This window comes from Streptomyces griseosporeus, assembly GCF_014656055.1.
In the GTDB taxonomy this organism is placed as follows: Bacteria; Actinomycetota; Actinomycetes; order Streptomycetales; family Streptomycetaceae; genus Streptomyces; species Streptomyces griseosporeus.
On sequence record NZ_BNBR01000001.1, the window covers coordinates 2,003,647 to 2,015,817 of the forward strand.

The 12,171-nt window shown below is 75.6% G+C and carries 7 protein-coding genes; 1 reads left to right on the top strand and 6 read right to left on the bottom strand.

What is annotated here, in order from left to right; translation table 11 throughout:
- Positions 1-129: 129 nt before the first annotated feature.
- The 6 genes from IE308_RS08655 to IE308_RS08680 all read right to left on the bottom strand — a co-directional run bounded on the left by IE308_RS08655 (position 130) and on the right by IE308_RS08680 (position 10,771).
- Positions 130-1,017 carry a FadR/GntR family transcriptional regulator gene (locus IE308_RS08655; protein WP_110631642.1) on the bottom strand — a complete coding sequence of 296 codons (888 nt, stop codon included), beginning with the start codon at positions 1,015-1,017 and terminating at the stop codon, positions 130-132.
- A gap of 163 nt (positions 1,018-1,180) precedes the next feature.
- Positions 1,181-3,112 (bottom strand): ABC transporter ATP-binding protein, encoded by a 1,932-nt coding sequence (locus tag IE308_RS08660; protein ID WP_190217251.1) that lies wholly within the window; start codon positions 3,110-3,112, stop codon positions 1,181-1,183.
- 67 nt (positions 3,113-3,179) lie between these two features.
- A complete protein-coding gene (locus IE308_RS08665; RefSeq protein WP_110631640.1) occupies positions 3,180-3,938 on the bottom strand; it encodes an NUDIX hydrolase in 759 nt (252 codons plus the stop codon).
- Between the two features lie 131 nt (positions 3,939-4,069).
- Positions 4,070-5,986 carry a glycogen debranching N-terminal domain-containing protein gene (locus IE308_RS08670; RefSeq protein WP_190217418.1) on the bottom strand — a complete coding sequence of 639 codons (1,917 nt, stop codon included), beginning with the start codon at positions 5,984-5,986 and terminating at the stop codon, positions 4,070-4,072.
- A gap of 760 nt (positions 5,987-6,746) precedes the next feature.
- Positions 6,747-8,498 (bottom strand): DUF4192 domain-containing protein, encoded by a 1,752-nt coding sequence (locus IE308_RS08675; protein ID WP_190217252.1) that lies wholly within the window; start codon positions 8,496-8,498, stop codon positions 6,747-6,749.
- 113 nt (positions 8,499-8,611) lie between these two features.
- Positions 8,612-10,771 (bottom strand): RecQ family ATP-dependent DNA helicase, encoded by a 2,160-nt coding sequence (locus IE308_RS08680; RefSeq protein ID WP_190217253.1) that lies wholly within the window; start codon positions 10,769-10,771, stop codon positions 8,612-8,614.
- A 367-nt stretch (positions 10,772-11,138) separates the two neighbouring features.
- Between IE308_RS08680 and IE308_RS08685 the strand changes: the two genes are divergently transcribed.
- A complete protein-coding gene (locus tag IE308_RS08685; RefSeq protein WP_190217254.1) occupies positions 11,139-11,759 on the top strand; it encodes a hypothetical protein in 621 nt (206 codons plus the stop codon).
- The last annotated feature ends 412 nt before the right edge of the window (positions 11,760-12,171 follow it).

Sequence of the window (12,171 nt, forward strand, 5' to 3'; positions counted from 1 at the left end):
CTCGTCGCGCCATCGGACCCCGCAGGCTCGGGACCGACCCTGCGGGGTCCGACGGGGGGACGGTACGCCGGCCGGCGATGCCGCAGGAGGGGGGCGGCATCCCCGGGCCGCGCCGCCCGCGGTGGGTGGTCAGTGCTCGCGCGGCGCGGGAACGACCCGCTCGACCTCGGGGTGGACGGTCAGCAGCTGGCGCATGGCCGCCTCGGCCGCCGCGCCGTCGCCCGCGGCGAGCGCGTCGACGATCCGGCCGTGGTGGACCAGGCAGGCCTCGCTCGGCCGGTCGCAGCCGGTGACCGGGCCGCCGGACACCTGGAGCGCGGCGGAGACGATGCCGGAGAGGTGCTCCAGCATGCGGTTGCCCGCGACCTGGATCAGGAGCGCGTGGAACTCGGCGTCCGCGCGGGAGAAGGTGAGCACGTCGCCCTGAGCGAGGGCGTGCCCCATGATCTCGACCAGGTCGGCCAGCCGCTGCTGGACGTCCTCCCGCCCGTGCCCGGCCGCAAGGCGTGCGGCGAGGGGCTCGATCGTCCAGCGCAGCTCGCTCAGCTCGCGGCGCTGGTCGTCGCGCTGCGGCCCGAAGGCGCGCCACTCGATGATGTCCGGGTCGAGCAGATTCCAGTCACTGACGGGACGCACGCGCGTGCCGACGTTCGGACGGGCGCTGACCAGGCCCTTGGCCTCCAGGACGCGGAGCGACTCACGGACGACGGTCCGGGAGACCTCGAAGCGCTGGCCGATCTCCTCGGGCACCAGTGGGCGGTCGGCCCCCAGATCGCCGGAGACGATCATCTGTCCCAGCTGCTGGACGAGTTGGCCGTGCAGCCCACGGCCACGGCTGCCCGCGGCGCGCCGGCCGACCCGCCCGAGCTCGGGGTCCGCGGCCTCCCAGACGGGAGCGCCGACGCGGTCGGCGGCCGGGGCCTCGGCGTAGGGGTAGCGGTCGAGTTCGCCCGGGCCGGCGAGACCGGAGTCTGCGGAGCGGGCGGCGGTCATCATGGTGTGCGCAAGGGTACTCACGCATCCTTTGTCGGCGCTGTTCCCAACTCCCTTGAGGGCTTTGGTGAAAAGCACACGAAAGGGTGATCGCTCACCCCGTCGCAATTGACGCCTTATCGGAAAGAAATGGGCTTCCCATGAGGGAGTTGTGCACAGTGCGCGACCGTGCGGGCGCGTTCGATCGTCAGCGGACCCTCCCGCGCACCGTCATGAGCAGATACGTACAGAGCAGCGCCGTCACCGACAACGCCAGCGCACCGCCGACAGGTTGGGCGATCACCCGTGCCGCGGCGGTCAGATAGCGCTCGCCGCCGAAGGGCCAGCGCAGCAGGAACACCTCACGCATCCGCGCGGGGAACCCGGCCGCGGCTCGCACGTTCGCTCCCACGAGGAGCTTGTGTACGAGCGGAACGACGGCGACGGGTACGGCGACCACCGCGGCGAGCCCGGCCGTGGTGGACCGGAAGACACCGGCGGCCAGCACCCCGGCCCAGGCACAGCCGACCACGAGCCCGAGCCAACTCGCGCCGAGCGACAGCCAGTCGGCGGGAACTTCGGCGAGCTCCCGGCCGTATACGAGATAGAGCACCTCGGCGTCGCAGCCGAGGGTGAGCAGCGCGAGCAGCAGCGCGGTGGCGGCGGACACGAGCAGCTTGGCGGCGAGCAGTCCGAGCCGGCGGGGCACGGTGCCGCGGTCGGCCGCCAGGGCGGGGTGGCGGAACTCGTCCCCGAAGGCCAGCGCGCCGAGCAGCCCCGCTCCGAGCGCCGCGGGCGGCAGGGGCACCTCCTGCGGCCATGCCGCCAGCAGGCGCGGCTGCGGGGTGTGGCCGATGCGGGCCAGCAGTACGGCGGTCAGCGCGGAGACGACGAGCACGGCGGCGGCCGTGACGAACCCCGTACCGATCCCGGTGGCCCGGCGCAGCTCGTAGCGCAGGGGGCGGAGGGGGCTGGGGGCGGGGCGGACGGAGATGGGGGGCGGGAGGGGAGGGAGGGGGGCGGTGGGGGGCGTTGCGGGGGCGACCTCAGGGGCTGTCGCCGGGGCGACCTCGGGGGTTGTTGCCGGGGCGACCTCCGGAGCTGTCGCCGGGGCAACATCCGGAGCTGTTGCCGGGGCGACCTCCGGAGTCGGTGCAGTGGCGCCTTCAGGAGGCGGCGCGGTGACTTGGGGGGCCGTCGGGGCAGACGCGGCCACTGAGACCTGCGATCCGGTCGGGTCACCGTCGGCCGTGGCCCCGGCGCCGGGCCCCATGTCGCCGGTCTCGTCCGCGAGTCGGTGGACGAGGATGCCGTTCCGGAAGGCCGTCTCGCCGACGTGGGCGCAGGTGCTGCCGTACACGGAAAGGTGGTTGCCGCTTTCCTGGACGACCTCGACGGAGCGGTGGCCGGTGCGGGCCTCCTTGGCGAGGAGGGCGGCGAGGCGTGCGGCGTGGGGGGTGCGGACGGCGACGCGGGGGCGCAGCCGGGTGCGGGCGAAGGCGGCCGCGTCCTGGTCGGCGACGAGTCTGCCCCGCTCCAGCGTGACGACCCGGTCGGCGGTGCGGGCGGCCTCCTTGGGGTCGCTCGTGGTGAGCAGGACGGTGCCGCCCTGGGCCGTGTGGGCGCGCAGCATGCCGTACAGCCACTGGCTCTCGCGGGCCGAGAGCCCTTCGGCGGGTGCGTCGAGCACCAGGGTGTGGGGGTCGGGGAGCAGGGCGCAGGCGAGGCCGAGGCGGCGGTCCATGCCGCGGGAGAGGGTGCCGAGCCGTTCGTCGCGCAGGCTGACCAGGCCCACCGCTTCGAGGACTTCGTCGGCTCTGCGCACCGGCACGCCCGCCGCGGCGCACAGCATGCGCAGATGTCCGCGGACGGTGCGGGCCGGGTGTCCCGGGACGTCGCCCAGCAGGACGCCGACCTCCCGGGACGGGTGGGCGATGCGGTGCAGCGGACGCCCTCTGAAGTAGGTGACGCCGCGGCCCTGTTGGAGTTCGAGCATGAGTCTGAGGGCCGTGCTCTTGCCCGCGCCGGGAGCGCCGAGCAGCGTGGTGATGTGGCCCGCGCGCGCCTCGAAGGAGACGTCGTCCACGGCGGGCGGGAGGTCCTTGCGGGGGGTGCTGGTCAGTCCGAAGGCCTGGATCACCCGTAGCAAGATAGCGCGCTATGCCCGATTTCTAAGCGTTCGCCCTGCGGTGGTTCGGGGGCCGCTGTCATACCTCGGGGCGCAGCATCGGCGGGTTGAGGTAGGTGGCGCCGCCGGCGCGGAAGAGCTGGGCGGGGCGGCCGCCCTGCCGGGTGGTGGTGCCGCCGGTGGGCACGAGGAAGCCGGGGGTGCCGGTGACCTTGCGGTGGAAGTTGCGCGGGTCGAGGGCGACTCCCCACACCGCTTCGTAGACGCGGCGCAGCTCTCCGACGGTGAACTCGGGCGGGCAGAACGCCGTGGCCAGCGAGGAGTACTCGATCTTGGAGCGGGCGCGTTCCACGCCGTCGGCGAGGATCTGCGCGTGGTCGAAGGCGAGCGGGGCGACCGGCTCTCCGTCGCGGCCGTAGCCGCCCTGCTGGAGCAGTTCCTCGACCGGGGCCCAGCGGGCGTTGCTGGCGTCGCCGCCCGCCCGGGGTGCGGGCAGGTCGGGGGCGAGGGCCAGATGGGCGACGCTGACCACGCGCATCCGCGGGTCGCGCTTGGGGTCGCCGTAGGTGGCGAGCTGTTCGAGGTGGGCGCCGTTGTCCTGGACGGGGACGGACGGGTCGTGCGCGCGCAGCCCGGTCTCCTCCGCCAGCTCGCGTGCCGCGGCCTGCGCCAGGTCCTCGTCGGCCCGCACGAAACCGCCGGGGAGCGCCCAGCGTCCCTGGAACGGCGGTTCCCCCCTGCGGACCGCCAGCGCGCACAGTGAATGGCGGCGCACGGTCAGCACGACCAGGTCCACGGTGACGGCGAAGGGCGGAAAGGCTGACGGGTCGTAGGGCATGCGGCGATCATAGTCGTCTGCCTGACGATAAACACTCCCTTCGTCGGTCGCTTCGGTGGCTGATCCAGCTCGCTCGGGCGTGCGGGCGGCGGTGAGGCGGTGCCGCCTGGCCGGTGTGGTGTCCGGCGAGGTCAGGTGCGTAGTTGGAGTCCGTCGGCCGCCTCTTCGACCATGGCGAGGCCGAGGCGGCTGACCCGTACGGCGAACGGGGCGCCCGCGACTCTCAGGCCGGTGAAGCCGATCTCACCCAGGGGCGCGCTGCGCAGCGGGCGCAGGGTGACCGTCCCGGCGGGCGTGTCGGGGCGGATCCCGGCGAGCGTGGTCAGCAGCAGCACTCCGGCGGCGGCTGCTGTGGCCGCCGGGCGGCAGGCCGCCGGATGCGGCAGGGGGGCGGCACCGTCGATGCGCTGCTCGCCCCCGTACATCTCGGGCAGCCGGTGGCCGAAGTGTCCGGCGGCGGCCAGGGCGCCCCGCAGCAGGGAGCCGGCCTCCTTGTCGTAGCCGGCCGTGGCCAGGCCGGCCACCGCGAGGGCCGTCTCGTGGACACGTACGGCGCCGCTGCGGTGGCCGAACGGGTTGTGTCCGGCCTCTTTGGCGCCGAGTCCGCGCAGCCCCCAGCCGCTGTCCAGGGCGGGTCCGCCGAGGAGCCGAGCGAGCTGTTCGGTCCGCACCTTGTCGAGCAGGCCGGGGGCCATGGTTCCGCTGCCGAGCAGTCCGGTGTCGAGGAGGTGGACTGCGGCGGCGCCGAGGTGCGGGACGAGGCGGCCGTCCGGGGCGCGTGCGGCGGCGGGCCGGCCGCCGCCGAGGTCGTCGATCCAGAAGTCCTCGCGGAACGCCGCGCGCATCCGGCGCGCCCAGAGGCGTAGTTCCTCTCCCCCGGGTCTGCCGCAGGCGTCGAGCAGGTCGGCGCCGAGCAGGGCCGCGCGGTGGGCGTGGGCCTGGGTGTCGCAGCGGGCGGGGCCGAGAGGCTGCGGGTCGGGCAGATACGTGCCCTTCCCCACGGTGGTCAGCAGCCAGGTCAGGCACCGCTCGGCCGCCGGGAGCAGTTCGTCGAGGTCCCGCTCGGGCAGGCCCCAGCGGCGGGCCTCCGCCAGCAGGACGGGGAAGAGCAGCGTGGCCTCCGTGCCGGTGCAGCCCGGCGGCAGGTGGGGGCCCGCGTCCCGGAGCGGTCCCGGGATCATGCCGCATCGCGGCCCCGGTTCCCGCATCTGGGTGCGGGCGAGGGCGCGCAGGGTGCCGGCGGCGAGCCCGGTGCCCAGGGGGAGGGTCATGCGGGCGGCGGCGAGCGCCTCGGCCGGGGCGAGGCCGCACCGCCAGGGCGCGCCGGCGGCCAGGTAGGTGTCGGTGGGGTGGGCCGGGTCGCGCAGCAGCAGCGCCCGGAGGTCCTCGACGCTGGTGCGCAGCAGCGCCGGTACGGCGGGGTCGTCGCCGGTGGCCTCGGCGGTCGCCAGCGGGCTGGTCGCCGTACGGCCCGCGCTGCGCACCGGGGCCGCGCCGTCGGCCCGCACCCGCAGCTCGATGGTCGCGCTGCCGCCGGGAGGCAGCGCGAGGTCCCAGCGCAGCAGCCCCGCCGAGGCCAGCGCGTCCGAGGGCGGTGGATCGGCGGTGACCGAGGCCGCTCCGGCGGGGCCGGACCAGCGCAGGCCCGCGGCGCGGACGGTGGCGGGCAGTTCGGGGCCCGCGCTGCCCGCCGCGATCGCCGCCAGGTCCGCCAGATCGGTGCCCAGGGCGACCTCCACCGGCAGACGCAGGGGGCGGCGGGCCGCGCTGTGCAGGGTGATGCGCTCCGTCCCGTCCGCACACCTATGGCGTTCCACGACGAGGTCCGGGTCCGGTCCGGCGTCCGGGGAGACGCGCAGGGTCCCCACGAAGCGGGTCGTGTCGGCGCCCGTCGTCCGGGCCTGCAGCGGGAGCGGTTCGCGCCCTGCGACCCGGAGCCGGCAGCGGGCGAGGAGGCGCCGGCCCGCACGGTAGAACCCCTCCAGCCCCCGGCCGGTCAGTTGTCCGTTGTCGGGGGAGATGGCGAGGCCGGGCAGGGCGATGCAGATCAACGCGTCGTGTGCGGGTGGGAGTTCGCCGTGGCGACGCGGTGGCGGGATCGGTGCCGGGGGTGGGGCACCGCGGGGTGGGGCGGGGGCCGGGCGGTGGGCGGAAGCCTGGGGCGGGGTGGGGGCTCGGTCGGACGGGGAGGCCTGAGGCGGGGCCGGGCGGTGCGCGGATGCCTCGGGGGGAACCGGCGCCCGGTCGTACGCGGAAGCCTCCGGCGGGGGCGTGAACCGGTCCCCCGGCACCGCTGTGCGCCGGGCGCCGCGCGAGGCCGCTCCCGGCCCCGGAACCAGCCCCTGCGTCGGCCCTGGCGGTGCCTGACGTACGCCACCAGGCGCGATTGGGGGCAGGTCGCTGTCCGCGCCCGGAGGCGGGGCGGGCCGGCCGGTGCCGGGGCGGTCGTCGCGCCGGAGGGAGGGCGGATCGGGCTGCTGCATGCGGTGACTTCCTCGGCGCGCCGCACGCCTCGGGCGTGGTCGGCGCCGGGTCGAGGCCTGCGGCGGACAGGGGCGGTGCGGCGGCACGCCCGGTCCGGGCGCTCCGCCACTCAGGTGAACGGGGCGGGCCGCCTCAGGGTCACGCCCCTGCGGTGACGGTCCCACCGTTCGGCGGGACGGCGCCGGCGGACGGAGCGTGTGCGGCGGGTGCGGTACGGAGGCGCCTGTGGCGGCGTGGGGAGTCACCACGTCCGCACCCCCTGTCCTTGCCGGCCGCGCCTCTCCTCGCCGTCGGCCGCGCGCCTTGCCCGGTGGTGGGCCCAGGTCATGCTCCTTCGCCTCCCTCTCCGGTCGCGGGAGGGGTGCCGTCCACGCCCGGGGAAAGCGGTCCCGGCCGACGTGCACCGCGTCGGCCGGTGCTCTTGCCCGAGGTGCGCGGCCCCGTGGGCTCCGGCCGCTCGGTGGAGGCGCGCCTGCCGGGTGCCGTCGACCGGGCGGAGGGGCCGGACTTTCCTCCGGACCTTCCTGCCGTATCCGCGCGCGAGGTTGCGGGACGCGGCGGTGCGTCCAGCATCTGTCCGCGCGGGCGGCGTCGACGGCGGGCCGGGGTCTCGGGCGCGTCGGCGGGGGACGGCGCGGGGGCCGTCGGGGGTTCGGGGCTGGGTTCGCAGGGGGGCTCGGCGATGGGCAAGGCCATGGGTTCGGCGCTGGGCTCGCCACTGGACCCGGCAACAGGATGGGCGATGGACCGGGAGTCGAGTTCCAAGCGGGACTCGGAACCGGGCCCGGAGGAGGGTTCCGCCGCCGTCCCCCGCCCTCGCGTCCGGCGCTCCGTGCGCAGGCAGCGGCGCACGGACTCCGGGTCGAGGCCCTGGTTGAGGGCCTGGTGCAGGAGGCGGGCGAAGAGGTAGTCGGGGTCCGCGCCCAGGGCCATGGCGAGGGCCTCCCGAGCCTCGATGTCGTCGCCGGCCGACCAGGCGACCCAGCCCGCGAGGGTCAGGGGCGCCGCTGCGTGTTCGGCGTACGGCCCGACGCAGCGGCGGGCGAGGGCCCGCCAGAGGCGAAGGGCGGGGCCGGCCTCGGCGCCTTCCATCCACTCGGCGGCGCGGTCCCGGGTGGTGCGGTCCTGGAGGCCGAGAATCAGCCGCGCGGCCTCGTCGTGGGTGAGGAGGCCGTCGTCGCGCCGGTCCGCGGTGAGCGTGCCGGAGACGGGCGGGGCCTCGGCGTAGCGCCGGAGGATCCGCTCGGCCAGGGCGAGTGTCTCCTCTGCGACCCGTGCGCCCTCGGTCTCGTCGAGCATCCGCCGGACCAGCGCCAGGCCGGCGGTGTCGAGGGCGACCTCCTGCTCCAGGGCGGCGGTGTGCTCCCAGGGGAGCAGGCGGGCCCGCAGCTCGCGGAGGGTGCCGCGGACCTGGATGCCCGCGTAGGCGGCGGCCGCGGCCAGCACGGACGTGCCCGGCAGGCCCATGGGGAGGCCTTCCGGCGGGCAGCAGGCCTCGCCGGAACAGCAGTACGACCAGAAACGGCCGTCCGAGATGCACAGGGCCTCGACGACGGGTACGTCGAGGAGGCCGCACTCGACGCGGAGCTGGTGGGCGAGGGGTCCGAGCCGTTCCCTGACCTGTCGGCCGGTCTCCCCCTCGGCCGGTTCCTGGCAGACGTACGCGACCAGTTGCTCGGGGCGGGCGCCCCGGCGTTCGCTGCCGGTCACGAGTCCGTGCGCGAGCTGGCGGACGGCGGCCGTCCAGTCGGCGGGGTTCGGCGGGATGCCGACCCGCGCCCGGCCGCCGAACCGGCCACGGCCGTCGTTGTTGTGGAGCGCGACGAGGACGATGCTGTCCTCGGGTCGGTAGCCGAGCAGGTAGGGCAGGGCGTCGGCCAGCTCGGAGGCGGTGCGCAGGGTCACCTGACAGGGTTCGGCCGGGCCCGGCAGTCCCGGGAACGCGTCGTGCGCCGGGAGGTCGGCCGCGTCGGCGACACCGCTCCGGTGGTAGTAGCCGGTGCTGTCGCCGCTGTCCACATACCCGGCGCTTTCGCCGTTTTCGAAGGAACCAGTGGTTTCGCCGTGATTCGTCATGCCCCGACGATCTCGCGGAAGCGAATCTTCCGCTTGGGCCTGTGGATAACTCCCGTCGAGGGCACGTCAAACACCCCGCTCACACCCACGGCTCACGCCGCTCACACCACGCCTCATCCCGCCGACGCGAGCACCAGGGGCAGGACGGGTCCGCTGCCCGCCCGGCGGAGCAGGCGGGCCGCGACCGCGAGGGTCCAGCCGGAGTCGGTGCTGTCGTCGACGAGCAGCACGGGGCCCTGGGCGCGGGCGAGGGCCTCGGCCAGTTCCCCTGAGACCGCGAAGGCACCGGAGAGCGCCTTGAGCCGCTGGGCGGAGTTGCTGCGGCGGGCCGCGTGCGCTCCGTCAGGGCCGGTGTACGACAGCGTGCCCAGGAAGGGCAGCCGGCCGACCGTCGCGATGCCCTGGGCGAGCGAGCCGACCAGTTGCGGGCGGGTCAGGGACGGTACGGCGACGACCCCGGCCGGGCGGGCGGCGGCGTCCGGGGCGTTCGACGCCCAGCCGCCCGGGGAGCGGGCCCAGTCGGCGAGGACCGCCACCGCGGCCCGCAGCACGTCGTCGGGAACCGGCCCGTCGGGCGCGTCGTCGGCCAGCAGCGGACGCAGCCGGTTGCCCCAGCCGATGTCCGAGAGCCGGCCCAGTGCCCGCCCCGGGGAGCACTGCTCTCCGGCCGGGATCCGTCCCTTGAGGTCGACGCCCAGCGCGGGCATGCCGGTCGGCCACATCCGGCGCGGCTCGATCTCGACCCCGGGGCGGTCCAGTTCCTTCACGGCCCCGGTCAGCGCGTCCGCCGAGACGGAGGCGTCGATCCAGGGGCCGGCGCAGTTGTCGCAGCGGCCGCACGGGGCCGCGCCCTCGTCGTCCAGCTGGCGGCGGAGGAACTCCATGCGGCACGCGCGCGTGGCGACGTAGTCGCGCATGGCCTGCTGTTCGGCCGCGCGCTGCCGCGCCACGCGCGCGTAGCGTTCCGTGTCGTAGACCCAGTCGGCTCCGGTGGACGTCCAGCCGCCCTTGACGCGGGTGACCGCCCCGTCCACGTCGAGCACCTTGAGCATGGTCTCCAGCCGGCTGCGGCGCAGGTCGACCATGGCCTCCAGGGCCGGCACGGACAGCGGCCGGCCCGCCTCGGCGAGGGCGGAGAGGGTGCGGCGTACCTGCTCCTCGGCCGGGAAGGCCGTATCGGCGAAGTAGCGCCAGATCGCCTCGTCCTCCTTGCCCGGCAGCAGCAGCACGTCCGCGTGGGCGACACCGCGCCCCGCACGGCCCACCTGCTGGTAGTAGGCGATCGGCGAGGACGGCGAGCCCAGGTGCACCACGAAACCCAGGTCCGGCTTGTCGAAGCCCATGCCGAGCGCCGAGGTCGCCACCAGCGCCTTGACCCGGTTCTCCAGCAGGTCCGCCTCCGCCTGGAGCCGGTCCGCATTCTCCGTCCGGCCCGTGTACGAGGTCACGGTGAAGCCGCGCTGCCGCAGGAAGGCGGTGGCTTCCTCGGCGGCGGCCACCGTCAGGGCGTAGATGATCCCGGAGCCCGGCAGCGCCTCCAGGTGCTCGGCGAGCCAGGCCAGCCGGTGCGCCGCGTCCGGCAGCTCGACGACGCCGAGGCGCAGGCTCTCGCGCTCCAGGGAGCCGCGCAGCACCAGGGCCTCGCCGCCTCCGGTGCCCAGTTGCTCGGCCACGTCCGCGGTCACGCGCGCGTTGGCCGTGGCCGTCGTGGCCAGGACGGGTACGCCCGGCCGCAGCTCGGCCAGCATGGTGCGCAGGCGGCGGTAGTCGGGGCGGAAGTCGTGGCCCCAGTCGGAGATGCAGTGGGCCTCGTCGACCACCAGCAGCCCGGTCGTCGCGGCGAGGCCGGGCAGGACCTGCTCGCGGAAGTCGACGGAGTTGAGGCGTTCCGGGCTGATGAGGAGGACGTCGGTCTCGCCGCGCTCGATCTCCCCGTGGACGGTGTCCCACTCCTCCGGGTTGGCCGAGTTGATGGTGCGTGCCCGGATGCCGGCCCGCTCGGCGGCCTCCACCTGATTGCGCATCAGGGCGAGCAGCGGCGAGACGATCACCGTGGGGCCCGCGCCGCGGCGCCGCAGCAGGGCGGTGGCAACGAAGTACACCGCCGACTTGCCCCAGCCGGTGCGCTGCACCACCAGGGCCCGCCGGTGCTCGCGCACCAGTGCGGCGACCGCCTGCCACTGGTCCTCGCGCAGCCTGGCACCGCCCGCCGGAGCCCCGACGAGCTCGGCGAGGACGGCATCTGCTTCGGCCCGGAGCTCCACGTTGTCCATGCCCCCATGCAACCCGATACCGGGGGCCACCGCCCAATCGCGCCGGCCGAGGCGAGCCCTTACGGTCCTGGGCGCGGCCCGCGCGCGAAGGCGGCCCTCTGTACGCACGCGGTCCGCCGGGGTAGAACGTGCGGTGCGCTGTCGCCGCACGCATCACCGGGCGTCTCACCGGGCAGGGATATACAACACCGACCACCGCATACCGGTCGTCGGCCCCAATTGCTCGTTGCCGCATCCCAGTTCGGCAGGAAGAATTGAGGTCCGCTCCCCCGCGCGGTTCCGCCCGTGATCAGGCAGGGCTCCGCTGTGGTGCGCTCCCCCGAATCCGACCCGCCCGCTGCGCGGGCGCGTAGCCGAAGGGAGGAACGTGACCTTCGGATTCGCTCCGTCCTCGGCGGCATCCTTGTCGACGTCCGCGTCCGCCGCTTCCGCCAGCCGCCTGCTCGAACCCGCCGAATGGGCCGCCGCGGGAATCCCTCTGCTGCGCAACCCCCGCGAGGTGGTCAGCGGGCTGCACACCCGGCATCATCCGAAGCCGGCGACCGCCGTGGTGGCCGTCCTCGACCCGGAGGAGCGACTGCTGGCGAGCGCGTCCTTCATCCGGCGCCCGGCCCCGGCCGACGGCTGGATGTTCCGCAACGCGCTCCTGTCCCAGCTGCGCCGGGTCATCCCGCACGACCTGCGGCGCCGCACACCCGTGCGCACCGCCGTACTGCTCTACTGCCGGGAGGGCGACGCGCGCTGGACGGAGGAGGACGGCGCGTGGATGTGGGGGCTCCGAGACGCCTGCACACTGCACGGGCTGCGCTGCGGGGCGTACATCACGCTGACCCGGGACGGCTGGCAGGTGCTCGGTGAGGGCCGCGGCGGCCGACGGCCCCACGCGGACTCCGCCCCCGAGCCCTTCGCCACGTCGCAGTCCCCGGCGCCGCTGCCGCGCACCGGCGGTGCCGCGTCGGAGGTACTGCGCCGCGCGGCCGCCCGCTGACCGCGTCCACGCGGGCTGCCACGCCGATACGCCTCCGGCGGAACGTTTCGCCAGCCTCGCGCCGAGCCTCGGATTCCGCGCTTCCACGCTTCCGCCTTCCACGCTTCCGCCTTCCGCGGTTCCGCCTTCCGCGCCTCCGTGCCGGACAGCCGTCCCGCCGAGCGCCGACTCCCCAGGCACGCGCCAAGCGCACGCCGGGCACGCGCCGCCGGCGACGCCAAAGGCCGGGCCCAGGCCAGGCCACCTGCCCGCCCGCCGACCGCCCGGCGACTCAGCCGTACGGCAACCCAGCCGTCACCGCGACCCAGCCGTCACGACGCACCCGTACGGCCTCACAGACGCCGAACCCCCGAACGGCACGCACGCGCACACGCCGCACCACCACCGCACGACCTCCGGCGGCGCTCACCGG

Coding starts and splice junctions, on each gene's coding strand:
- IE308_RS08665 (WP_110631640.1), bottom strand. CDS start 3,938: ATGCCCTACGACCCGTCAGCCTTTCCGCCCTTCGCCGTCACCGTGGAC.
- IE308_RS08675 (WP_190217252.1), bottom strand. CDS start 8,498: ATGACGAATCACGGCGAAACCACTGGTTCCTTCGAAAACGGCGAAAGC.
- IE308_RS08680 (WP_190217253.1), bottom strand. CDS start 10,771: ATGGACAACGTGGAGCTCCGGGCCGAAGCAGATGCCGTCCTCGCCGAG.